We start from the raw sequence: 23,007 nt of genomic DNA on the forward strand, positions 1-23,007 counted from the left end.
CCAGCCCCTTCGCAGCGTTGCTTAATTTGATGCGACGTTCACAGCTTTGCTTAATTTGATGCGACGACGGACATCGCGTAATGCTGGGCCTTCGGGCCCAGCAGCGCGTGCAGCTTGGTGAAGAGCTCCTGGGCGGCCAGTCCGTGCCAGTTGTCCGGCAGGTATTCTTCGGGGAGCCCGGGGTCCATATAGGGCAGCCGCCGCCACTGGGTGACCATGGGAACATAATCAGCGAAGGCCTGCTTCAGCAGTTCGGGCGACTCGGACTCTCCTTCATGCTTCTCCCACCGCTGGAGTACGGGTTGATGGCGTGCCAGGAATTCCGTATAAAGAGCCTCCAAAGAGGGCAGGTCCCACCATTGACCCACCTTTTCGTCGATGTGGCCGCCGCTAAGATGCGTTGCTTTGAAGAGGTCGACGTACTCCATGAGCTGGGCCCGCCGAAGCTGATGCTCCACTTCGTCCGCAAGATTTCCGGGAGCAATCCACAGTCCCGGGGAGACCTGTCCGCAGCCCACGCGGGTCAGGATGGTTCGGAGCCGGTGCCTGAGGTGCCGTTGCGCCTCGGGGACGGAGAAGGACGCCAGGAGCCAGCCGTCGTCTTTTTGGGCACGGCGGGGAGCGAAAATCCGCTCGTCACCGGCGCTGAACACATCCTCGAGTTCCGGTGAGAGCTTGTACGCCGCCGAGCCTCCACGTTTCAGGCTGACAAGGACTCCGCGCTTCTTGAGCCTCGACACCGAAGACCGCACGCCCGCTGATTCAACCCCCAGGTCCCCCAGGAGCTGGATGAGGTCCGCAACCGCAAACGTGCCGTCCTGGCTACGGGCATACAAGCCATACACGGTGACGATCAAGTGTTGATGGCGCGGCGTGGGAGAAACGTCGGGGACGGCATCGGCCTTTGCCATTCAGCGCTACCTCTATTGGTTCGGAGATCGATTTACAGTCATAGGCTACATCCCCGACTGCCCGCGGACTCACGACAGTACGCGCCATGCCGCGGCGCGATGAAAGCGTGCTAGATGAAGTTCAGGCCGGCCCAGGGCGTCGCCACCGGTGTCGTTCCTCCGAACACGGAACGGAACTCTTCATCGAGCAGGGCGCCCATGGACAGTTCCGGTGAGTTTTCCTTGGTCTCCTCAGAGCGTTTACCAGACATCTTTGTCTCCTAGTGAGGGCATGTGGAGCGGATCACCACTTGTGTCCGCCAAACCATGCATCGTGAGTCAATTTTATATCGCTACTGTGACGTTCGTAAATAGATCAGCATAACCATTTATCTGGTGATGGTTACGAGCGTCAGGATTCTGATATATTCTGGGCATCCGGATCATTGAGAGGAGCCCACCGTGGACCGCCTGTCCCAAATGAATCCCCGCGCCAGCGTGGAACGCACTGTTGAATGGGTGGATACGGATGCCTCCGGCCACCAGCACAACTCGGCAGTGATGCGCTGGGTTGAGTCCGCCGAGGCAGAGCTCTTCCTGCGCACGCTCCAGCTGCCCGACTACTTCCCGAGCGTTCCCCGCATTCACCAGGAGATCCACTTCAAGGCCAAACTGTGGTTCGGACAGCGGATCACGGCGTCCGTAGGTATTTCCAAGCTCGGCAGGACGTCGATGACGTACGCCTTCGAGATTCAGGGCCATCCGCACGATGGCCTGGCCGGCGGCCTGGCCGCTTTCGGAACTGTCACCGTGGCCCACGTACCGCCGGGCTCAGCCAAAGCGCAGCCGTGGCCTGCCGCCGTCGTGGACGCAGTGACACCCCCGCAATCCGCGGGGACGGCCGGCCCGTAACGCGAAGAAACCCCCGGCGACGCCTCCGCCCCCATCGGGCAGACACGGTCACCGGGGGTTCCCTTCCCCCAAACCAAACCTCCCGCCGTCGGGAGCCTGTACTCTGTGGACGCTACTGGCGGTCCTGGACCACGGCGATCCCCTGGATCTCGATCATGGCTTCCTTCTGCCAGAGTCGGGTGACGCCGATTCCGGCCATGGCCGGATATTCCGAACCCGCCATTTCACGCCAAATCCGCCCGATCTCCCTGCCGTTCGCCATGTAGTCATCCACATCGGTCAGGTAGATGGTGACGCTCACCAGGTCCTCCGGCTGCCCGCCCGCCGCCCGCAGAGTGGTCAAAACGTTCGAAAACGCCTGCCTGAACTGCTCCACAATGCCCCCGGGAACAATCTCCATATCGCCGTTCAGTGCGGTCTGGCCGCCCAGGTACACCGCATTCCCGGCAAGGATCCCATGGGCATAACCGGATGGCTCGGGCAGGGACTCGGGGTTGACTGTCTTCTTGCTCATGATGCTCCTCGCGAAGTCGGCTCTTGATTCTGTTTGAAAAGGCCCCTTGTTAGGGTCCTTGGCGTCGTGCTACCTTGAGCATATGTGACGACCGTAAAAAAGTCGACATATCAAAAACGAAGGGAATCACACGGATGAAACTGGCCACACTCCGCACCGGCGGAGACGCTACGACGGCGGCCCTCGGCTTCGGCGCCGATGCCTTCCTGCCGCTGCCCTACCCAAGTGTGGGTGCACTCCTGGCCGATCCCGCGTGGCGGGCCGTTGTCGAAGCAGCTGCCGCGGCGGCGACCGGCCCCGCCGGTTCACTGGCGGATGCCGCGACGATCGAGGCCCGCAACGCCGAATTTGCCCCTCTGGTGCCCAACGCCGGGAAAGTCATCTGCTGCGGGTTGAACTATGGCGACCACATCCAGGAGATGGGCAGGAACCTGCCCGACTACCCCACCCTCTTTGCCAAGCACGCGGACACGCTTACCGGTGCCCACGACACCATCGAAGTCCGGGGCAGCGTGAAAGTCGACTGGGAAGCTGAACTCGCCGTCGTCGTGGGCAGTCCCCTTTTCCGGGCGGATGAAGACCAGGCGCGACAGGCCATCGCCGGTTACACCGTGGCCAATGACCTTTCCATGCGCGACTGGCAGAACCGCACCCTGCAGTGGTTCCAGGGAAAGGCCTTCGACGCGACAACCCCGGTGGGACCCGTCCTGGTCACAGCTGACGACGTGAGCGGGGACTTCGAGGTCCGCGGATACGTCAACGGCGAGCTGGTGCAGTCAGGGAACACGGGAACGCTGGTCTTCGGCCCGGCCCGGCTCCTGTCCTACATTTCGCAGTTCACCAAACTTCGCCCCGGGGACCTCGTCCTCACGGGCACGCCAGGGGGAGTCGGGATGGGCATGACCCCTCCCCGGTTCCTGCAGGACGGAGACGTCCTGACCACCGAGATAGCAGGCATCGGACGGCTGGAAAACACAATCCGCATCCACACCAACGACGACGCAGCCGCCCCGCGCCCCGTCGTCGCCACCACAACCACCAAGGAGTAAAGACCATGACCGAGCTGACTGAGACCACCCAGTACCGCACCGAGGGAGACAACTCCATCTACGCCGGCGCCGACGGCAAAGTTGTTCCCGTTGTCACCCGGGCCGGGCAGGAAGACACCAACACGGCACAGTCCGGCGACTGCATCCGCGTATCCGGCGTTTCCATCCAGCACACCCCAGCCACCAAGATCTGGTTCGGACAGGTATCCAACACCCCGGGCTACCGCTCGCTCCCCCACCACCACGGCGAAGCCGAAACCGGCGGCTACGTCCTGCGCGGCCACGGCCGCATCTACTACGGCGAAAACTACTCCGAATACAAGGACATGAAAGCCGGAGACTGGGTCTTCGTCCCCCCGTTCATGCCACACGTTGAAGCAAACATGTCCGTCACCGAAGAACTCGTCTGGCTCACCACCCGCACGCCGGAAAACATCGTGGTCAACCTCGAGGACGTTCCGGATGACACCCTCGCCGACTACCGGCGCGCATAACGCCATGAACATCCCCGCCTCCGCCCCCACGATTACCTCCGCAACGTTTCTGCGCGCCATCGAATTGACACAGGTCCCGGCCCTGGTCCACGACGAAGCGTATGAGGCTGTCACGCAGTACGTTCCCTGGCCCAAGGCCTATGGCGGAGACATGGTCGCCCAATCAGCTGCCGCAATGATGCGTTCAGTTGACGGGGACCGGTCCCTGCACTCCATGCACAGCTACTTCATGCGCCCGGTGGATGTGGGATCAACTGTCCGGTACGAAGTGGAACACCTCCGTGATGGCCGCGGCTACTCCACCCGCAGCGTCCGCGGATACCAGAACGGCAAAACCGTCTTCGTAGCAATGGGTTCCTTCCAGGTTCCCGAAGACGGGGCCGACTACCAGCCCGTTACGCCCGGACAAGCCAGCGCCACTGAAATCGACCCGGAATCACTGCGCAGTGCCGCAGAAGTCCTTCAGGACGTCAATGGCCCTGCCGCCGAGTACTGGTCCACAGGACGCAGCTTCGACATGCGCCACGTCCCCGGCCCCGTTTACATTGAGGTGGAAGGCGGACGCGAGGCACACCAGGCCATCTGGGTGAAAGCCTTCGACGAACTGCCGTGCACCGGGGACCGGCAACTGGACGCCAACCTGCACCGCGTCGCCCTGGCCTACGTTTGCGACTACACCATCCTGGAGCCCCTCCTCAGGGCCCAGGGCCTGCACTGGTCCTCCCCCGGGCTCACGACGGCCAGCCTGGACCATTCCATGTGGTTCCACCGCGACGGCCGCGCAGATGAATGGGTGCTGTACGCACAAAAAGCAGTCTCCGGTCAAAGCAACAGAGGCATGGCCCTTGGCCACTTCTTCGACCGCGAAGGCCGCCTGCTCGCCACCGTCGCCCAAGAGGGCATGATCCGGCCTGGATCCTAATCCGACATCAGAATTACGAATCATAGAAGGAGTGGCCATGAGTACATCGGCCCATGTGGACACATTTACGCGGGACCACCTACCACCGGCAACGACGTGGCCGGCCCTTGAGTTCACCCTCCCGGAACTCCAGTACCCCGAACAGCTGAATGCAGCGGCCGTGCTGATCGATGACACCGTTGCCCACTACGGTGCCGACCGGCCGGCGCTCCGCACGCCCGACGACGAGGTCTGGACTTACGGCGAACTGCAGCTTCGGGCCAATCAGGCGGCCCAAGTGCTCACCGAGGATTTCGGCGTGGTTCCGGGCAACCGCGTGATGCTCCGGGGACCCAACAACCCGTGGATTGTCGCAGCCTGGCTGGGCGTGCTCAAAGCAGGTGCCGTCGTCGTCACCACCATGCCGATGCTGCGGGCCGCCGAGATCCAGACACTGATCCAGCTGACCAAGCCTGTCGTGGCGATCTCCGACCACCGTTTCCTGGACGACCTAGCCGCCGCTGCGGGCGCCGGCGTTGCCGTCATCGCCTATGGAGGCACGGGCACCGGAGATTTCGCCGCCCGCTGCTCCGAAAAGAGCGGAAACTTCACCACCATTGCAACGGCAGCAGACGACGTCGCGATACTGGGGCCCACCTCCGGCACCACCGGCGCCCCCAAGATCACCATGCATTTCCACCGGGACATCCTGGCGATCGCCGACACCTTTGGCCGCCACATCCTCCAGCCCACAGCCGAGGACGTCTTCGCGGGCTCGCCGCCGGTCGCATTCACCTTCGGGCTCGGCGGCCTGGTCATCTTTCCCCTCCGTTTTGGGGCCTCCGCGCTCCTTACTGAGCGCGCAGCGCCCGTCGAACTGGCAGAGAACGCGGCTGCGGCCGGTGCATCGATCCTCTTCACGGCACCCACTGCCTACAGGGCAATCCTCAAGGCCGGGCGCGGTGACCTGCTCAGCCGGCTGAGGGTCGCTGTCTCTGCGGGCGAACACCTGCCCAAGGAAACCTGGCAGGCTGTCTACGATGCCACCGGGGTCCGGTTGGTCAACGGCATCGGAGCCACGGAAATGCTCCACGTGTTCATCTCGGCAACCGGCGATGACAGCCGGCCCGGCGCAACGGGCAAGGCCGTCCCCGGATTCCGGGCGACCATTCTCGACGAGGACGGCTCCGAATTGGGCCCGAACCAGCCCGGCAGGCTTGCCGTCCTGGGACCCACCGGCTGCCGCTACCTCGATGACGAACGCCAATCCCGGTACGTCGCCCACGGATGGAACATCACCGGCGACACCTTCACCAGGGACGAGGACGGCTACTTCGTCTACCAGTCCCGCTCCGATGACATGATCGTTTCCTCCGGCTACAACATTGGCGCCCCGGAGGTGGAAGCCGCCATCAATCAGCACCCCGACGTCCTGGAGAGTGCCGTCGTCGGGCGGCCGGACCCGGAGCGCGGAACCGTAGTCTGTGCCTTCATCGTCCTTCGCGAAGACGTCGACGGCGACGAGGCCAAGCGCAAGGAAATCCAGGACTTCGTCAAGCAAACGATCGCCCCGTACAAGTATCCGCGCGATGTCCGGTTTGTTGCTGAACTGCCGCGCAACCCCAGCGGGAAGCTGCAGCACTTCAAGCTGCGGCAAATCCTCGAAAACAACAACGACCAGCTGGCCCACGCGGCAGCACCCCAGGCCTAGAAGGGACCGATCCATGAAGATCGCAATCGTCGGAGGCGGCCCCGGAGGCCTGTACTTCGCAGCACTGATGAAGCAGCTCGACCCGTCACACAACATCACACTCTGGGAACGCAACGCCGCCACGGACACCTTTGGTTTCGGCGTCGTGTTCTCCGATGAAACCCTAGGCGGCATCGGCAACGCCGATCCCGTGGTTGCCGAATACATGAGCCGCCGCTTCGCCCGCTGGTCGGACATCGACATCCACTTCCGCGGAGAGGCCGTGACCGTGGGCGGCCAGGGGTTCGCTGCCATGAGCCGCAAGGAACTGCTGGAACTGCTGCAGCGCCGCTGCATCGAACTCAACGTCGACGTGCGGTTCAGCACCGTTGCTCCGCCGATCGAGGAACTCGAGGCCGGCTACGATCTTGTGCTGGCCGCGGATGGCGTCAACTCGCAGATCCGGGCCAAGTACGCCGACTCCTTCCAGCCCGACCTGGACCCCCGCACCAACAAGTTCATGTGGCTCGGGACGGACCAGGTGTTCGAGGCCTTCAAGTTCTTCGTGAAGGAAACCGAGTGGGGCGTCATGCAGATCCACGGCTACCCGTACTCGGATGAGGGTTCAACGTTCATCGTGGAAATGCACGAGGACGTCTGGCACGCGGCGGGCTTCGACGAGACCGCCAACGAGGCCTTCCCCCCAGGGGTCTCGGACGAAAAGGCGATCGCCAAGGTCCGCTCGATTTTCGCCGAGGAACTGGACGGCTACGAGGTGCTGTCCAACAACTCCAAGTGGATCAACTTCACCACTGTCCGCAACGAGAGCTGGCGCCACAACAATGTGGTGTTGCTCGGCGACGCCGCCCACACCGCTCACTTCTCCATCGGTTCCGGCACCAAGCTCGCCATGGAGGACTCGCTGGCCCTGGCCGCCTGCCTGCACGAGCACCCGGATGTTGAGTCGGCATTGGTGGCCTACGAGGCCGAGCGCCGGCCCGTGGTCGCTTCCACGCAGCGTGCAGCGCAGGCTTCGCTGGAGTGGTTCGAGCGCATCGGCCAGTACAAGGACCAGGATCCCACGCAGTTCGCCTTCAACCTGCTCACCCGCAGCCGCCGCATCACGCAGGAAAACCTGCGCCTCCGCGACCCCGGGTTCGCCGACGCCGTGGACCGCGACTTCGCCGCATCCCAGGGCCTCGCCGAGGTTGCACCGGCCATGTTCCAGCCGTACCGCATCGGCGGGCTGGAGCTGAAGAACCGCATTGTGGTCTCTCCGATGGACATGTACTCAGCCGTGGACGGCATCCCCGGCGACTTCCACAAGGTCCACCTCGGATCCAAGGCACTCGGCGGTGCCGGCCTGGTCATGACCGAAATGGTCTGTGTTTCTGAAGCCGGCCGCATCACCCCCGGCTGCAGCGGGCTATACACGGACGGCCAGCGCGATAGCTGGAAGGAGATCGTGGACTTCGTTCACAGCCGTTCAACCGCCAAGATCGGCGCCCAACTGGGCCACTCGGGCCGCAAGGGCTCCACCAAGCTCATGTGGGAAGGCATGGACCAGCCACTCGAGTCCGGCAACTGGTCCACGGTGGGCCCTTCGGCTCTGCCGTACGGTCCTGACAACCAGACCCCCGCTGAGCTGGACCGGGCGGGCATGGACGCCATCAAGGCTGAGTTCGTCGCCTCGACCCTCCGCGCCGGGCAGGCAGGTTTCGACCTCCTCGAAATCCACGCCGCCCATGGCTACCTGCTGTCTTCCTTCCTTTCGCCGGTCTCCAACAAGCGGACCGACGAATACAGCGGCAGCCTGGAGAACCGGCTGCGGTTCCCGCTGGAAGTGTTCGACGCCGTCCGCGCGGCGTGGCCTGCCAGCAAGCCTGTGACGGTACGCATCTCCGCCACAGACTGGATCGAGGGCGGCAACACCTCCGACGATTCGGTCGAAATTGCCCGGGCCTTCGTCGCCCACGGTGCTGCCGGCCTGGACATCTCCACTGGCCAGATTGCCAAGGAAGAAAAGCCGGCCTTCGGCCGCAGCTACCAGACGCCGTTCGCCGACCGTATCCGCCAGGAAGTTGCCGCGCCGGCAGGCGTGGCCGTGATCGCCGTCGGCGCCATCTCCACGTACGACGACGTCAATTCCGTCCTGCTTGCGGGCCGGGCCGACCTCGTGGCACTGGGCCGTACGCACCTGTACGACCCGCAGTGGACACTGCATGCGGCCGCCGAACAGGAATACCACGGCCCCGGCGCCCAGTGGATTCCCCAGTTCAGGGCGGGTCGCCGCAAGCCACCGAGCTCCCGCACCGATGCCGTGCGGCCCCGTCTGTCCCTCCTGCGGGAGCCGGACGCCGAGGCAACACCGGCGCACCTCCGCTGGACACCCGACACCTTGGCCAAGGAACCCTCCCTGCTTCCGCAGTAGGTAGCACGTCAAAGTCCTGTGGGTCTGCCCCGAGAAGGGGCAGGCCCACAGGACTGTGAGGGCGGGACCGGGAATTCCATAAAGACTGCACGAGGAGAAGATTTGAAACGCATTGGCATCGTGGCCGAGTTAGGCCAGGAGACCAGGGTGGCAGCGACGCCGCCCACCGTCAGGGAACTGATGGAGTTAGGCTACGAGGTCGTGGTGGAGAAGGGCGCCGGGGAGCCAGCGTCCTTCCCTGATGACGCCTATGCCGCGGCGGGTGCACTGGTTGTCGGTGCGGACGAGGCATGGGGCGCCGAAGTGGTGCTGAGGGTGAACCCGCCCACTGAAGAAGAGATCGACCGCCTCGCCGACGGCGCAACTTTGATCGGGATGCTGAGCCCGGCTCTGCGGCCGGATCTTGTAGAGGCGCTGGCGGAACGGCCGATTACGGCGTTGGCGTTGGATGCGGTGCCGCGGATTTCGCGGGCGCAGTCGATGGACGTCCTGAGCTCCATGGCGAACATCGCCGGGTACCGGGCAGTCATTGAGGCGGCGCACGAGTTCGGCCGGTTTTTCACGGGACAGGTGACCGCTGCTGGCAAAGTACCCCCGGCAAAGGTCCTGATCGCGGGGGCCGGTGTCGCCGGTCTGGCGGCGATCGGTGCGGCGTCCAGCCTGGGCGCCATTGTGCGGGCAACGGATCCGCGGCCGGAGGTCGCCGATCAGGTGAAGTCGATCGGCGGGACCTACCTCAAGGTTGAGGTCGAGGAAGAGATGAAGTCCTCCGACGGGTATGCGAAGGCCACGTCCGAGGCGTATAACGCCCGTGCTGCGGAGATTTACACCGAGCAGGCGGCTGATGTGGACATCATCATCACCACGGCCCTGATCCCGGGCCGGCCGGCGCCGAAGCTGCTCACAGCCGAGGACGTGGCCGGCATGAAGCCGGGCAGCGTGATCGTTGACATGGCCGCCGGGCAGGGCGGCAACGTGGAAGGCTCCGTCGCCGGGGAACGCATAGTCACCGACAACGGCGTGGTCATCCTGGGCTACACCGACCTGCCGGGCCGGCTGCCTGCCCAGGCCTCCCAGCTATACGGGACGAACATGCTGAACCTGCTCAAGCTCCTAACCCCGGAGAAGGACGGGGTCCTGCGGATCGATTTCGACGACGTCGTCCAGCGGTCGGTGACCGTGGTGCGCGAGGGTGAGAAGACCTGGCCGCCGCCCCCGGTCCAGGTCTCCGCCGCGCCGGTGGTGAAGGCCGACGCCGGGACGGCCGCCGAGAGTACGGCACCGAAGAAGAAGGCCGGCCTCAGCCCGGCCGGCAAAGTGGGTCTCTTTGCCGCGGGCATCGCGGTGCTGTTCCTGGTTAACGCGGTTGCCCCTGCGCCGCTGCCGCAGCACTTCACGGTGCTGATGCTTTCGATCGTGGTCGGGTTCTATGTCATCGGGAAAGTCCACCACGCCCTGCACACCCCGCTGATGTCCGTCACCAACGCGATCTCCGGGATCATCGTCGTCGGCGCGCTGCTGCAGGTCACCTCCGACAACCCCGTCATGCAGGTCCTCGCCGCCGTCGCGGTCCTGCTGGCCAGTATTAACATTCTCGGTGGCTTCGCCGTCACCCGGCGGATGCTGGCGATGTTCTCCCGCGGTGAGAAGGCACGTTCATGAGCGCCGTCACCGAAGCAGCAGCAGGAATTCTATCGAGGAGTTTTACCGTGTCTGACACCGTCTCCGGTCCGTTGACCGCCGACTCCATTGCGGGGGCGGCCTATATCGTCGCGGCCCTGCTGTTTATCCTCAGCCTTGCCGGGTTGAGCAAGCACGAGAAGGCCCGCGCCGGGGTCATCTATGGAATCACGGGCATGGTCATCGCCCTGGCGGCGACCATCTGGCTGACCCTCCAGGATGCCTGGGGTACCGGCCACGGCCTGACCGGGCTGGTGCTGCTCCTGGCCGCGGTCCTGGTCGGCGGCGCCATCGGGCTCTGGCGCGCGCGGGTCGTGGAAATGACCGGCATGCCCGAACTGATCGCTTTGCTGCACAGCTTCGTTGGCCTCGCCGCGGTGCTGGTCGGCTGGAACGGGCATTTAGAGGCCCCTGACCTGTCCGCGGATCTGACAGCCATCCACCATGCCGAGGTGTTCATCGGGGTGTTCATCGGCGCGGTGACCTTCACGGGCTCGATCGTGGCGTTCCTGAAGCTCTCGGCCCGGATGAAGTCCTCACCGCTGATGCTGCCCGGCAAGAACGCCATCAACCTCGGCGCCCTAGCAGCGTTCATCGCCCTGACCGTCTGGTACGTCAACGACTCCCAGCTCTGGCTCCTCATCGTGGTCACCCTCCTTGCCCTCGGGCTGGGCTGGCACCTGGTGGCCTCGATCGGCGGCGGCGACATGCCCGTCGTCGTGTCCATGCTCAACAGCTACTCCGGCTGGGCCGCCGCCGCCGCGGGCTTCCTGCTCAACAATGATCTCCTGATCATCACCGGCGCCCTCGTCGGCTCCTCGGGTGCCTACCTGTCCTACATCATGTGCAAGGCCATGAACCGGTCCTTCATCTCCGTGATTGCCGGCGGCTTCGGCATTGCGGCCCCCGCCGCGGCCGATGCCGAGTACGGTGAGCACCGCGAAATCACGGCCCAGGCAACCGCGGAGATGCTGACCAACGCCTCCAGCGTGGTCATTACACCCGGCTACGGTATGGCCGTCGCCCAGGCGCAGTACCCCGTCGCCGAACTCGCCCACCAGCTGCGCGAACGCGGCGTAGACGTCAGGTTCGGGATCCACCCGGTCGCAGGGCGTCTGCCCGGGCACATGAACGTGCTCCTCGCCGAAGCCAAAGTCCCCTACGACATCGTCCTGGAAATGGACGAAATCAACGACGACCTCGGCGACACCTCAGTCGTCCTCGTCATCGGAGCCAACGACACCGTCAACCCCTCCGCCGCCGAAGACCCGGGAAGCCCCATCGCCAGCATGCCCGTCCTCAGGGTCTGGGAAGCCGAAAACGTCATCGTGTTCAAACGCTCCATGGCCGCCGGCTACGCCGGCGTCCAAAACCCCCTGTTCTACCGGGAGAACTCCCAGATGCTCTTCGGCGACGCCAAACAACGCGTCGAAGACATCCTCCGCGCCTTCTAACGGAAGGCCACCTGCTGTTTTCGGTCAGCCTCGTCCCAGACCGGCAAGCACATCAACCCGCAGCTAGAACCGCGCCACTACGAAGGGCAATTGCGATGACCAGAATGTTGATTATTGGACCCCCCGGTTCCGGAAAAGGAACGCAAGCGGAACGTATTTCCGAGCGCCTCGGCGTCGTGGCGATTTCCACCGGCGATATCTTCCGCGCCAACGTGAAGGGTGAGACGCCGCTGGGCGTCGAGGCCAAGAAGTACATGGATGCCGGGGACTTCGTTCCGGACAGCATGACGAACAGGATGGTGCGGGACCGCCTCAGCGCGAGCGACGTCGAAAGCGGCTTCCTGCTGGACGGTTACCCGCGCACCACTGCACAGGTGGATTATCTCGACGGGATTATGGCCGAAGGCGGCCAGAGCCTCGACGTCGTGCTCCAGCTGACCGCTGACGACCAGGAACTCGTTGCACGACTTCTGGGCCGTGCTAGGGAAACGGGACGGAGCGACGACAACGAAGCCGTCATCCGCCACCGGCTCGACCTGCACCACGAGCAGACGGAGGCAGTTGTGGCCAAGTATGCCGAACGCGGCATACTGACCCAAGTGGACGGCATCGGCGGCGTCGACGAGGTCACCGACCGCGTCATGCAGGCCATCAAGGCAGCCGGATTCGGATCGAAGTCGCCCGAATTGCTATTGCGGCAAATCTGCGCCGCAACGTGACTGAAGAGGATGAGCGCACATGTCCAATTCACATGAAATTTATGCACACACTGAGCCTGGAGCGCCCCTGACCTGCGCATACACCGTGTTTATTGGTGGGCTCCGGTCCCACACACCTCGCTCTGAGCCACTGGCCCGCAGGCCCTTCAATCCGGCGCGACGCCGGGCGGCCGCAGTCGGTTTCCCCCGCAAGTCATGTCAAAAACCACGCCCGGAACATGAAGAGATGTCATCGGAAACGGGCGAGGAGCGGAAACGAAAAGCGACAGGGCTACCCAGGCAGGCTACGAATCTAAACACGACGATGGACGCCGACTTTCCCGCGAGGGTCATGTCGCCCTGACCGCCTGGACGCATGAACTGGAATCAACAGTGTGCAGGAAGGGGATAAGTCGCAGCCGCACAGCCGCCCGTTTTCAGAGTGTGCACAATGTACACACCCCCTTTGGCCGGACAAAGGCCACGTTCCCGCTCCCCCAGGCAACCGAACGAAGCGAGACTCAGCGAGAAAGACTCAGGAAACGTCGTCCAGGTCATGTCATCAACACAGCGGCGGTACATGAATAGGTGAAAGACCTACCACTGTCAGCAGAAGCCAGGAAGGAGACATAAATACCCCCAGATCCCAGCTGGCGGGGGGCCCACCAGCCAGGGCCCTGACCCGTCACCCACACAATGTCATAGGCGCGCACGGCGCCAGGCACACTGCGCAGCCGGCCTCAGGGGGGCCAAGGAGGGTAAATGTACGCACATCAGAAGCAATAAAACGCCTCTGACGTGGGAAAACGTGCCCGAGGTGGGACTCGAACTGCATTCCAGCCCTTGCAAACACTGGGCACCCGCGGAAACATGCGGAATCCGGCCCGATCCGACCTAGGTACGACCCAGTCCGACGGCAAAAGTGTGCACAATGTGCACACCTCCAAAATCGCTTTTCTGCGCCTTCCAAACGTCAACCGCGCCCCCAATACGGGAACGCGGTTGACGTTTGCGCTTGCGCGAGTTTGGACTGCCTACGGAACCAGTCTTAGGTTGTAGGTGACGCCACCTGCCAGAGCCCGAACACTCAGGCGCACGTAGGCCGGCCCACGCAACAATGTAGACGGTCATGGCTGTGACACCTCCTTCTCCCATCTCATGATCTCCTCGGCAGACATGCACATGACTATGCCACGAAGCCGCAAGCGGCTTTCCGATAGGCGCAGTTCTGGATCAATGTACCGCCAAAGTGGATGTTGTTGGCCTTGCTGCCGGTGCCGGTGTTGCCGGTAAGGTCCGCGCCGGCTGCAACCGGGAGTCCAAGACGTAAAAAGGGCTCGGTCGTACCGGGGATGCCGCTGACCGTGTTGTTCTTGACCTGGATCGGAACCGCGTCAGTGGCAGTGTTCTCGGACCGGACGAGTATCTGACCTAAGAGCCTGAGGGTATTTCCTTTGATCGGGCATTCGTACAGCCGGAAGTAGCACCCGTCCGACCGGAATGCCGAGACGCCGGAGGTGATATCCGTCAGTACCGAATCGACCAGATGGAACTTCGCCGGATTCCATGCTGCCCAGATGGTGAGATAGCCGTGCCAAGTTCCCTGAAGAACAGGGCGCTGGACGAACTTTGGTACCAGCCACCAGGCCCACAGCCATTTATCGAACAATGCGAAGAGTGCAAATACCACCAAGGGAACGGCACTTACAAAGCGGCTCCATAGGGCTAGTAACTGCAATCCATTGATGAGGTTAACCGCAGAGGCTTTCGCGACTGGCTCTGAATGGCTGCTGCCGGGGCGGGATTCACCGCGGATTCTTAGCTTGCACTGAGCTTAGGACCGGCTGGAGAAGTGACGGGAGTCTCCGTCCCGCTATGTGGAACGCGAAACTATGTCCCGCCAATAGGGCCCGCGTAGGGTGGTTGGAAGTAGCGCTGATCGAGTACGCCCGCGTCAAGAAAATGTCATCCCGGGTCAAGATTAGTTTCGGACGCTCTGATGGTGAGGCGTGAGGCTGCCATGGAGGATTACGGACGCCGCTCCCAATGCAGCCACATCCGGACCGGTCCCGCCGAGCTCTACGGTGACAGTGTGTACTCCACGCGTGAACGAAGCGTTATCGGTGAGTTTTCTGAGCTGCTTCGCGTACCGTTTGCCCTCGGCTGCGAAACCCGGACCAGTGAGCTGGATCCAATCGAGGTCGAGTACATTGGCCAGTCCGAGCAATACTGAGGAAACCCGGTCAACTGACCGAGTAATCAGCGCTTCAGCCTGAGGCATGCCCTTACTGAGGCCTTCTAGTACGTTCTTGTAGATTACTGCTTCGTTCGGTTCGTCGCGGACGCCAAACAACGCGGCCAGCTTTGGGTCCGCTTGTACTTGGCGCACGATCCCCCGAGGAGTCCCTACAGTCTCGAGACATCCGCTCGCCCCGCACCAGCACTCCACACCGTCGGGCTCAACGACAACGTGGCCGAGCTCACCGGCATTGTCGGAGGCGCCGCGGAACACGGCTCCGTTGATCACGATGCCGGCGCCTATTCCCTGGGCCATGTACACCGTCATGAAGTCGCGTGCAGCCGTGGTGCCCCTGGACCAGAAGGTGCCTAGCGCCACGCAATTCGCATCGTTTTCGACGACGACCGGGATACGGCACTGCAGTTCAAGCTCGGCGGCAGTGTCGAATTGTTCCCAATTCTTAGCAATTGTCGGGTCGGCACCCCAGCCCAGCGGCCCTCGACGGCGCCCACTTGAAGCTACCCCTACACCCATGATCGATGACGGTTGAAGCCCGCGTTTTTCGAGTAAGTGGCGTATGGCCTCAGCAACACGAGCGACGACATTTGGTGGAGGTTCGACACCCATCCCTGGGATATCGACGCGCTCTATCAGCGTCCCGCTGAGGCCGCAAAGCACTATGACGATCGTCGGGACATCGAGGGCCACACCGACGGCGTACAGGACCCCGGTGTTTAGTTTGAGCAGGGTGGGGCGCTTGCCGCCGGTCGACCTGCCTTGGCCCGCTTGGATGACAATTCCCTCAGCAAGGAGCTCCTTCACGATCTTCGAGATCGTCACCTCGGTTAGGGAAGACTTTTGCGCGAGTTCCACCCTCGAGATGCTTTCGCTGGAGCGAATAAGGTCAAGCACAGCGCTGCGCGTCTCAGCGTAGGACCGGCCCTTGAGTCGACGCGGAGTGATCTCGTTCATGATGCCATGCAATTTACACCACTCGAACAACCCCCGCTTAACGGCGTCCCTGACGTACGACGCCGCGGGCTTCGCACACGAGGTTCCTCAAAAACCCGCTCCTCGGGCCAACTCACGGCGAACATCCAAAAACTCTCAATTGTAGCGTCTCCTGTCTGACCCTGAGGGCGATTCGGCCGTGGTGGCGGACTTCAAAACAACCTCGTCGAACTTTCTTAACCAACTATTGCAAAGTAGTGACTTTCATCATACTCTTTTGAAAGCGCCGCTGACGGCGTTGCCCCGGCGGGAATTCCCTGGACACAAGAGGGCTCAAGAATTGGAGGAACAAAGGTGTTTCAAGCAAAGCGACGGCTGATCCGTTCGGCGTTAGTAACAACGGGCTTCTTAGCCGCCGGCGCACTCGCGCTGAGCGGATGCTCAGCCTCGGCGCCATCCAACGACGGCGGATCGGCGACCGAGGGGACCATCCAGTGGTGGAGCTGGACGCCTGACAATGATTTGGCCCAAAGGGAAATTGCCGAGTTCAACAAGGAGTTCCCCAACATCAAGGTCACCTTCAAGAAGGTGCCCAATGCCGACTACACCGGTGTACTTCGTCCTGCCCTAGCGTCCAACGACGGTCCCGATGTCTTCACGGTTGCGGCGAGCGGGGCTGTGGGCCCGGTGAATGTTTTCGCCCCGTATGCGCAGGACCTTACGCCGGCGATAGCTGAGAAGCTTGGGAGCGACTGGAAGTCGCAGATCGCGCCGACCATGGCGGACGCCTTTACTGTTCAGGGCAAGCTCGCCGGTCTCCCGTGGGCCAAGCAGGGCGCCGGGAAGATGTGGATCAACAAGGATCTTTTTGACAAGTACGGGCTTTCGGCGCCGACCACGTTGCAGGAGTGGGTCAAGGTATGTGAGACATTCCGGGCCAACGGTCATGGTTGCTTCAAGGAGGGAGTTGGTGGCAGCGGTTTCGACGTTGACACGCTGCACTCGATCGCGAACAGCGTGGAGCCCGGCGTTTTCACAGCTGCTGCTCGCGGTGAAAAGAAATGGACAGACCCTGCCATGGTCAAGGCCTGGGAGATCTTCAAGCAGCTCTCGGAGAATGGCATTCTCGACGAAGGCGCGGTGGGCGTGCAGCAGTATCCAGACGTTAACAACGCCTTCCTTACCGGCAAGGTTCCCATGGTTCAGATGGGCTACTGGTATTCGCAGTACGCCACCGTCAACAGCCTCACCGCTGCGCTCTCGGGCGCAGGTGTTCCTGCGGAAACCCCGAAAATCACGATTGTTCCGGTGCCGTTCCCGGACGTCGCCGGCAAGGGTAACCCCAGCACGGTCTTCAGTGATCCCGATGCCGCCCAAGCTGTAAACACCAAGTCCAAGTCCCGCAGTGCCGCAACAACCTTCGCCCTGTGGCTTGGTGGTAGCAAAGCGGGCCAGCAGGTCGTGGCGAACAACGTCGACTCAATTCCTACACTCAAAGGCGTAGAAGCAGCTTGGGACTCCGTCCAGCTAGTCAATCCCGAGGTCCAGACTCCACTGCTCCGGGAGTTCGCGAAGGAAACCGCGGAATCGACTGAACCGCGCCAACAGAGCCTGGCGGCTGTTCATATCCAAGCCGTTATAGATGCCAACCAGGCATTGCTCACCGGGCAGCGCAGTCCCAGCCAAGTCGCAGAAGATGTTCAAAGTGTGGCCGACGCAAACCCAGTGAGCAAGTGACCCATGGGCAAAAATAGCACCACGCTAACCGCCGTGGAACACCCACCACACGACGGACATGCAGGCGGTCACGCCAATAGGGCTGGACGTCCAGGCCTCGGAGCCTCCGGCCGGGGAAAGCGGGTCGATCGCAGATTCGGATTCCCATGGATCTTACCGGCGATGGTGGTCTCGGTAGGCGTCCTTTACTACTGCATCGGTTACACCGGCTACATCTCCACATTGAGCTGGGACGGCGCCAGTCCTCAACCGATTCCGATCGGAACCCAGAACTACACACGCCTCTTCGAGGACCCGGTGTTCTGGAAGTCGATCGCGCACACAGGTATCTTCTTCGTAGTTACCTTCGCAGTCCAGGTCGGGCTTGGGATGTTTTTCGCCATCCTCCTGCATTCGAAAGTGCAGCTGGGCGTCCTCTACAAGGTCCTGATCTTCATCCCTGTGGTCCTGGCCCCTGCCACCATGGCGCCCGTTTTCCGACAGATATACGCCCCCGAAGGGCAATTGAACCAACTGATCCAGGCCTTTGGCCCGCGTGACTTTGACTACGCATGGCTGGCCGACCAAAACACCGCACTAATGGTCGTAATGTCCGTTGCGATCTGGCAGTCCACCGGCGTCGTGTTCGTGCTGTACTACGCAGCGATGAGCCAGATTGAGCCCGACGTCATGGAGGCGGCCCGACTGGACGGAGCAGGGAACCTGCGCATCATCCGGTCCATCATCTGGCCCGGCGTCCGAGGGACTACATTGGCAATCGCGATCCTCACAGCGATAGGTTCGCTCAAGACTTTCGACTGGCCCTTCCTCGTCACCCAGGGCGGGCCTGCATATGGCACCGAGTTCCTCGGGACGCAAATCTACCGCGTCAGCGTGGCCCTTTCACAGGTCGGCTATGGCGCCGCTCTCTCGATCGTTCTCCTGGTCCTGGCACTTAGCGTTGCCATCGTCCTGAACATCGCCGGCAAGGATAAGGAGGCCTCCCGTGTTTGAGGTCCGCACTTGGTACACCAGAGGAGCTCTCCAGCTCGTGTTGACGCTGATGGTGGTGCCCTTCGCATTCCCACTCATTGCCATGGTCCAGGGGTCCCTGGCCGGAAGCGGCTGGGGAAACTACGCAACAGTCCTCTCACTCGGGCTGCTGCCACGGTTCTTCATCAACAGCATTCTGGTCTCCGTGGCTGTCCTCGCACTGGTGCTGGTATGCACGCTCACCGCGGCGTTCGGTTTCTCAAAACTTCACATCCGTGGCAAGGAACTCTTTTTCTGGATGCTTCTGGGCGCCCTAACCCTGCCCGAAGTAGTGCTGCTAGCCCCGCTGTTTGCAACAGTGACTGCCGCTGGCGCCTACAACTCGCTATGGGCGGTGATCGTTCCTGCTGCGGCCCTGCAGATTCCATTCTCCGTGCTTCTGGCCCGCAACTTCGTAGACGGCATCCCTAACGAACTGATTGAGGCGGCCAGGGTTGACGGAGCAAATACCTGGCAGGCTTTCCGCCACATCATCATGCCGCTGACACGCCCGATCGTGGCAGCCATCGTGGTGTTGGTATTCATCAGCTCCTGGAACGGATACCTTCTCCCGCTGCTGTTCCTGCAGACTCCCGAACAGCAGACCATCACGCTCGTCCCGCAATACTTCGTCGGGCAATTCAACAACGACCAAACCAAGGTCCTCGCAGCCGCGGTCCTCACCGCATTGCCAGTACTGATCGCCTACATCAGCCTCCAAAAGTTCTTCGAACGTGGCCTCGCCGCCGGTGCTTTGAAGTAGCCAGAAACCACGAAAGAGTCCACCATGCCTCACGCACGAATCGATATGCACCGCGCCCTCCAGCCGAAGATGGCTGACATCAGCGCTGCCATCCTCCGCGGGATGGTCACCGGCTTTGAGATGCCCGAAGACGACCTGTTCCAGATTTTCCGGCTCCACGAGCCAGGCGAGCTCGTCTACTCACCCACGTTCCCCAACCAGCAACGCGATGACATCATCTTCATCGAACTCGTCGCCCAGAACGTCTACAACGACGAGCAGAAACAACGGACCATGGCCGCGATCGTGGACGAAGTCTCAGCCCTCGGGATCAAACGGGACAACCTGCTCCTGGTACACGTCGAGGTACACGGCGCCGCCTGGTACGCGCCGGAACCTGTCTAACCATAACTACTTCCACACCTCCTAAGGAGAACTACCGCATGTCTTTCGCTCCACAACTCGCTGACGGTCAGCGATCCCAGATACTCATCGGCGGTCCAGCCCAGGCCCAACCAACCTTGCTGTTCGAGACCAATAGACTCCAGATCGAAGCACCGAACTGGTCACTCGACGGCAAGACCCTCTACCTGAACGGAAACGGCCTTCTCTGGGCACTGGATGTCGCAACTCCGGAGTCAGGGCTTCGGCAGATCGATTACGACGCACTTCCCGAACTTAACAACGACCACGTTCTGGACCCCGACGGAGAACACATTTTCCTATCGGCAAATGACGGACACATCTATCGCGCTGCCCTGACCGGGGGCGCAGCCGAGCGGGTCACGCCCGACGACGGCATGTGGCACTTTCTCCATGGAGTCTCGCCCGACGGCAAACGCCTTGCCTACGTTGAACTCAAGGAATTTGGAGACCCCGGCCAGCTTGCCGTTTTGCCCGTATCGGGCGGAGAAGTAAAACGCCCGGACACCGGGAACGCACACCTCGACGGACCTGAATGGTCATCCGACGGACAGTGGATCTACTACAACACAGAGGCGTTCACGACCGCGCCAGGGCACGCTCAGCTCGCGCGAATCCACGACACCAGCGGCGCAGTCGAGCGACTCGTCACCAGCGGGACTGTGGACTGGTTCCCCCACCTGTCCGCCGACAATGGCTCAGCCGCATATATCTCCTTCCCGCCCGGAACCCTGGGTCACCCGGGGAACCTCGACGTCGAAGTCATAGTCGTCTCCCCCGAGGACTGGTCAACTCCGATCCAACGCTATCCGGTGTTCGGCGGACAGGGCACGATCAACGTCAACAGCTGGTCACCCGATGGCACGCGCTTCGCCTTCGTCGCCTACCCGATTGCCTGAGATGGAAATGACCTTCAAGCAGCAGGCGAATTGGCTTAGGACCCTCGGCTCCACCGGCCTAACAGTTTCCGCCGTCGCCGCCGGCGGAGGCCCCATAGGCAGCATGCCGGAAATGTTCGGGTACGACGTGCCCACCGAACAGGCAGTGGACCTTGTGACAAAACTGCTTCGCAGCCCGGTGCGCGTCATTGACACCTCAAACGGATACTCGAGCGGCGACAGCGAACGAAGAATAGGACAGGGCATCGCCCGCGCGGGCGGCCTGCCCGCCGACTACCTCATCTCCACTAAGACGGATGCAAAGGACGGCGACTACTCTGGCAAGCGCGTCCGTCAGTCGATTAAGGAGAGCATGGAGCGTCTCGGCATCGACAAGCTGCCTCTCGTATACCTCCACGATCCGGAGTACGCCCTCGACCAAGGGCTTGACGCTCCCGGAGGTGCGGTGGAAGTACTTGTCGAGCTCCAGCGCGAAGGCGTCATCGGAGCACTGGGCGTGGCCGGTGGTGACGTAAAGGTAATGCACCAGTTCCTGGACCTGGGCGTGTTCGACGTACTCCTCAACCACAACCGCTGGACCCTAGTCGACCGCAGCGCCGGTGCACTGTTCGACCGGGCTTCCGCGGCAGGGATGGGCGTCGTTAACGCCGCCTACCTCGGTGGAGGACTGCTGGCCAACCCACACGGCCAACGCATGTACGGCTACCGCCCTGCGTCTGACGCGACGATCAACGCCGCCGTCGCCCTCGAAGGGTTGTGCCGCCAGTGGGGAACCGACCTCGCCACTGCCGCGCTGCAATTCTCGTTGCGCGATCCTCGCATTCACATGTCAGTAGTCGGGATCAGCAAACCGCAGCGCATCGACCCGCTTCTCGTATCTGCCAATACGGAACTCCCCGAAGAGTTCTGGGCCGCAGCCGAAAAACTGACACCCGACGCCTCCAACTGGCTCGACCAGGTCGATCCATGATCGAGCCGACGAAACCCGATCTACGAATGATGCTCGAAGAAATCCGAGGCCAGGTTGCTGACCGGACGCTCGAACGCTTCGACCATGAGGACGCAAGGAGGATCGGATCAGCGGCCGCTGCCGTGGCAGAACGTGATCACTTGCCCATCGTGGTCGCAGTGTCCCGGGGAACGCAGCGCGTATTCCACGCCGCGTTCGCCGGGACCACCGCCGAGCACGACGACTGGGTGCGCCGAAAGATCAATACCGCCCTCCGCCATGAAATTCCGAGTCTCGAATTCGTCCTTCGGCAAGAGCTCTCCGGCCAAACTCCCGACTGGCTCGACCAACGTAAATTCGCGATTGCCGGCGGAGCCGTGCCGATCATCGTCGCCGGAATCACGGTAGGCGCCATAGCGGTCTCCGGCCTGGTGGGATCCATTCGAGAGGACCACGACCTCGCCATGGATGCACTACGGGTAGCCGCCAAGCGACGCTGAGCCGTGACATTCACGAAACGTGCGCACAGTCACCTAGGACGAACCAGTCCGATTCAATCTGTATTCAAACGCCACTTGAGGACACAATGTCTTATTCCATCCAGCTGTACACGCTCTGGAACGCCATCCAGGACGACCTGCCCGGCACCATACGCAAAGTCGCGGAAATCGGCTTCACGCAGGTTGAACCATACAACTTCGTGGCTACCGCCACGGAACTCGGCGCCGCGCTGAAAGAGAACGGCCTCACCGCCCCGTCCGGCCATGCACCCCTGCTCAGCCAGGACCAGGACGAGATCTTCGCCGCTGCCAAGGAATTGGGCATCAGCACCGTCATCGACCCTTACCTTCCCGCCGAGCACTGGCAATCCGCCAGGGACATCCAGGCCACAGCCTCGAGCCTCAACGCCGCAGCCAAGAAGGGCGCCGAATACGGCATCCGTGTCGGCTACCACAACCATGCGTGGGAACTCGAGTCCATTATCGAGGGTCGCACCGCACTGGAATACTTCGCCGACCTCCTCGACCCCGAACTGGTTCTGGAAGTCGACACCTACTGGGTCGCTGTCGGCGGCCAGGACCCGGTCGCGGTGCTGGAGCGCCTCGGCGACCGGGTCAAGTTCATCCACATCAAAGACGGACCCCTTACTGCGGACACCAAGAAGCAGCAACCTGCTGGGCAGGGCCAGATCGCCGTATGGGATGTCATCGGCGCAGCTAAGGCCTTGGAGGTCGGCGTCGTTGAGTTTGACGACTATTCCGGCGATATTTTCGACGGCATCACCGAGTCGCTCGCCTTCCTTACGGCCGGCAGGGTCGCGTGAGCCTGCCCGCTTCCTTGGG

At 62.4% G+C, this 23,007-nt stretch carries 22 protein-coding genes; 17 read left to right on the top strand and 5 right to left on the bottom strand.

Features of this window, described 5'->3' with window-relative positions; translation table 11 throughout:
- Positions 1-50: 50 nt before the first annotated feature.
- Positions 51-911, bottom strand: coding sequence for a PaaX family transcriptional regulator (locus AU252_RS00090; protein ID WP_058928977.1), 861 nt, complete (start codon positions 909-911; stop codon positions 51-53).
- 110 nt (positions 912-1,021) lie between these two features.
- On the bottom strand, positions 1,022-1,162 hold the full coding sequence (locus tag AU252_RS23690) for a hypothetical protein (RefSeq protein ID WP_157768895.1): 141 nt from the start codon (positions 1,160-1,162) through the stop codon (positions 1,022-1,024).
- Between the two features lie 190 nt (positions 1,163-1,352).
- Here AU252_RS23690 and AU252_RS00095 point away from each other — a divergent pair, with 190 nt between their 5' ends.
- The gene (locus tag AU252_RS00095) at positions 1,353-1,802 is read left to right on the top strand and encodes an acyl-CoA thioesterase (protein WP_240484266.1); all 450 of its coding nucleotides are present in this window, start codon (positions 1,353-1,355) and stop codon (positions 1,800-1,802) included.
- A gap of 112 nt (positions 1,803-1,914) precedes the next feature.
- Here the strand turns inward: AU252_RS00095 and AU252_RS00100 are convergent, their stop codons facing one another.
- A complete protein-coding gene (locus tag AU252_RS00100; RefSeq protein ID WP_058928978.1) occupies positions 1,915-2,316 on the bottom strand; it encodes a RidA family protein in 402 nt (133 codons plus the stop codon).
- Between the two features lie 134 nt (positions 2,317-2,450).
- Between AU252_RS00100 and AU252_RS00105 the strand changes: the two genes are divergently transcribed.
- From AU252_RS00105 to AU252_RS00140, 8 genes are all read left to right on the top strand, one after another.
- Positions 2,451-3,365 (top strand): fumarylacetoacetate hydrolase family protein, encoded by a 915-nt coding sequence (locus AU252_RS00105; protein ID WP_058928979.1) that lies wholly within the window; start codon positions 2,451-2,453, stop codon positions 3,363-3,365.
- 5 nt (positions 3,366-3,370) lie between these two features.
- A complete protein-coding gene (locus tag AU252_RS00110) occupies positions 3,371-3,859 on the top strand; it encodes a cupin domain-containing protein (RefSeq protein ID WP_058928980.1) in 489 nt (162 codons plus the stop codon).
- Positions 3,828-4,781 (top strand): acyl-CoA thioesterase, encoded by a 954-nt coding sequence (locus AU252_RS00115; RefSeq protein WP_240484267.1) that lies wholly within the window; start codon positions 3,828-3,830, stop codon positions 4,779-4,781. The genes AU252_RS00110 and AU252_RS00115 overlap by 32 nt, the downstream gene beginning before the upstream one ends.
- Before the next feature lie 37 nt (positions 4,782-4,818).
- Complete coding sequence (locus AU252_RS00120) at positions 4,819-6,471, top strand: AMP-binding protein (protein ID WP_058928982.1); 1,653 nt, start codon at positions 4,819-4,821, stop codon at positions 6,469-6,471.
- Between the two features lie 13 nt (positions 6,472-6,484).
- Positions 6,485-8,881, top strand: coding sequence for a bifunctional salicylyl-CoA 5-hydroxylase/oxidoreductase (locus tag AU252_RS00125; RefSeq protein ID WP_058928983.1), 2,397 nt, complete (start codon positions 6,485-6,487; stop codon positions 8,879-8,881).
- 102 nt (positions 8,882-8,983) lie between these two features.
- Positions 8,984-10,543 (top strand): Re/Si-specific NAD(P)(+) transhydrogenase subunit alpha, encoded by a 1,560-nt coding sequence (locus tag AU252_RS00130; RefSeq protein WP_058928984.1) that lies wholly within the window; start codon positions 8,984-8,986, stop codon positions 10,541-10,543.
- The gene (pntB, locus tag AU252_RS00135) at positions 10,540-12,015 is read left to right on the top strand and encodes a Re/Si-specific NAD(P)(+) transhydrogenase subunit beta (protein WP_240484268.1); all 1,476 of its coding nucleotides are present in this window, start codon (positions 10,540-10,542) and stop codon (positions 12,013-12,015) included. The genes AU252_RS00130 and pntB overlap by 4 nt, the downstream gene beginning before the upstream one ends.
- Before the next feature lie 104 nt (positions 12,016-12,119).
- Positions 12,120-12,734, top strand: coding sequence for an adenylate kinase (locus AU252_RS00140; RefSeq protein ID WP_205630670.1), 615 nt, complete (start codon positions 12,120-12,122; stop codon positions 12,732-12,734).
- A gap of 1,165 nt (positions 12,735-13,899) precedes the next feature.
- On the opposite strand, the gene AU252_RS00145 is transcribed toward AU252_RS00140, so the two are convergent.
- Together AU252_RS00145 and AU252_RS00150 are read right to left on the bottom strand one after the other, a co-directional pair.
- Positions 13,900-14,403 (bottom strand): hypothetical protein, encoded by a 504-nt coding sequence (locus tag AU252_RS00145; RefSeq protein ID WP_058928986.1) that lies wholly within the window; start codon positions 14,401-14,403, stop codon positions 13,900-13,902.
- A gap of 291 nt (positions 14,404-14,694) precedes the next feature.
- Complete coding sequence (locus tag AU252_RS00150) at positions 14,695-15,924, bottom strand: ROK family transcriptional regulator (RefSeq protein ID WP_058928987.1); 1,230 nt, start codon at positions 15,922-15,924, stop codon at positions 14,695-14,697.
- Between the two features lie 333 nt (positions 15,925-16,257).
- On the opposite strand from AU252_RS00150, the gene AU252_RS00155 reads away from it, so the two are divergent.
- The 8 genes from AU252_RS00155 to AU252_RS00190 all read left to right on the top strand — a co-directional run bounded on the left by AU252_RS00155 (position 16,258) and on the right by AU252_RS00190 (position 22,988).
- On the top strand, positions 16,258-17,640 hold the full coding sequence (locus tag AU252_RS00155) for an ABC transporter substrate-binding protein (RefSeq protein ID WP_157768896.1): 1,383 nt from the start codon (positions 16,258-16,260) through the stop codon (positions 17,638-17,640).
- A gap of 162 nt (positions 17,641-17,802) precedes the next feature.
- Positions 17,803-18,633, top strand: coding sequence for a carbohydrate ABC transporter permease (locus AU252_RS00160; protein ID WP_205630610.1), 831 nt, complete (start codon positions 17,803-17,805; stop codon positions 18,631-18,633).
- The gene (locus AU252_RS00165; RefSeq protein ID WP_058928989.1) at positions 18,626-19,414 is read left to right on the top strand and encodes a carbohydrate ABC transporter permease; all 789 of its coding nucleotides are present in this window, start codon (positions 18,626-18,628) and stop codon (positions 19,412-19,414) included. Before AU252_RS00160 ends, AU252_RS00165 begins: the two co-directional genes overlap by 8 nt.
- 24 nt (positions 19,415-19,438) lie before the next feature.
- Positions 19,439-19,798 (top strand): tautomerase family protein, encoded by a 360-nt coding sequence (locus AU252_RS00170; RefSeq protein ID WP_058928990.1) that lies wholly within the window; start codon positions 19,439-19,441, stop codon positions 19,796-19,798.
- A 38-nt stretch (positions 19,799-19,836) separates the two neighbouring features.
- Positions 19,837-20,715, top strand: coding sequence for a TolB family protein (locus AU252_RS00175; RefSeq protein WP_058928991.1), 879 nt, complete (start codon positions 19,837-19,839; stop codon positions 20,713-20,715).
- A 1-nt stretch (position 20,716) separates the two neighbouring features.
- Positions 20,717-21,685, top strand: a complete 969-nt coding sequence (locus AU252_RS00180; protein WP_240484428.1) for an aldo/keto reductase — start codon at positions 20,717-20,719, stop codon at positions 21,683-21,685.
- Positions 21,682-22,164 carry a heme-binding protein gene (locus tag AU252_RS00185; RefSeq protein WP_083510166.1) on the top strand — a complete coding sequence of 161 codons (483 nt, stop codon included), beginning with the start codon at positions 21,682-21,684 and terminating at the stop codon, positions 22,162-22,164. The genes AU252_RS00180 and AU252_RS00185 overlap by 4 nt, the downstream gene beginning before the upstream one ends.
- Positions 22,165-22,250: 86 nt before the next feature.
- Positions 22,251-22,988: a sugar phosphate isomerase/epimerase family protein gene (locus AU252_RS00190; protein WP_058928994.1), complete on the top strand. Its 738-nt coding sequence runs from the start codon at positions 22,251-22,253 to the stop codon at positions 22,986-22,988.
- The last annotated feature ends 19 nt before the right edge of the window (positions 22,989-23,007 follow it).

Source organism: Pseudarthrobacter sulfonivorans, assembly GCF_001484605.1.
In the GTDB taxonomy this organism is placed as follows: Bacteria; Actinomycetota; Actinomycetes; order Actinomycetales; family Micrococcaceae; genus Arthrobacter; species Arthrobacter sulfonivorans_A.

What these genes read in the sequence shown, in the direction of transcription:
- AU252_RS00140 (WP_205630670.1), top strand. Translation starts at nt 12,120, where the DNA reads ATGTTGATTATTGGACCCCCCGGTTCCGGAAAAGGAACGCAAGCGGAA.
- AU252_RS00115 (WP_240484267.1), top strand. Translation starts at nt 3,828, where the DNA reads ATGACACCCTCGCCGACTACCGGCGCGCATAACGCCATGAACATCCCC.
- AU252_RS00120 (WP_058928982.1), top strand. Translation starts at nt 4,819, where the DNA reads ATGAGTACATCGGCCCATGTGGACACATTTACGCGGGACCACCTACCA.
- AU252_RS00125 (WP_058928983.1), top strand. Translation starts at nt 6,485, where the DNA reads ATGAAGATCGCAATCGTCGGAGGCGGCCCCGGAGGCCTGTACTTCGCA.
- AU252_RS00190 (WP_058928994.1), top strand. Translation starts at nt 22,251, where the DNA reads ATGTCTTATTCCATCCAGCTGTACACGCTCTGGAACGCCATCCAGGAC.
- AU252_RS00180 (WP_240484428.1), top strand. Translation starts at nt 20,717, where the DNA reads ATGGAAATGACCTTCAAGCAGCAGGCGAATTGGCTTAGGACCCTCGGC.
- AU252_RS23690 (WP_157768895.1), bottom strand. Translation starts at nt 1,162, where the DNA reads ATGTCTGGTAAACGCTCTGAGGAGACCAAGGAAAACTCACCGGAACTG.
- pntB (WP_240484268.1), top strand. Translation starts at nt 10,540, where the DNA reads ATGAGCGCCGTCACCGAAGCAGCAGCAGGAATTCTATCGAGGAGTTTT.
- AU252_RS00150 (WP_058928987.1), bottom strand. Translation starts at nt 15,924, where the DNA reads ATGAACGAGATCACTCCGCGTCGACTCAAGGGCCGGTCCTACGCTGAG.
- AU252_RS00090 (WP_058928977.1), bottom strand. Translation starts at nt 911, where the DNA reads ATGGCAAAGGCCGATGCCGTCCCCGACGTTTCTCCCACGCCGCGCCAT.
- AU252_RS00105 (WP_058928979.1), top strand. Translation starts at nt 2,451, where the DNA reads ATGAAACTGGCCACACTCCGCACCGGCGGAGACGCTACGACGGCGGCC.
- AU252_RS00185 (WP_083510166.1), top strand. Translation starts at nt 21,682, where the DNA reads ATGATCGAGCCGACGAAACCCGATCTACGAATGATGCTCGAAGAAATC.
- AU252_RS00110 (WP_058928980.1), top strand. Translation starts at nt 3,371, where the DNA reads ATGACCGAGCTGACTGAGACCACCCAGTACCGCACCGAGGGAGACAAC.
- AU252_RS00100 (WP_058928978.1), bottom strand. Translation starts at nt 2,316, where the DNA reads ATGAGCAAGAAGACAGTCAACCCCGAGTCCCTGCCCGAGCCATCCGGT.
- AU252_RS00160 (WP_205630610.1), top strand. Translation starts at nt 17,803, where the DNA reads ATGGTGGTCTCGGTAGGCGTCCTTTACTACTGCATCGGTTACACCGGC.
- AU252_RS00175 (WP_058928991.1), top strand. Translation starts at nt 19,837, where the DNA reads ATGTCTTTCGCTCCACAACTCGCTGACGGTCAGCGATCCCAGATACTC.
- AU252_RS00170 (WP_058928990.1), top strand. Translation starts at nt 19,439, where the DNA reads ATGCCTCACGCACGAATCGATATGCACCGCGCCCTCCAGCCGAAGATG.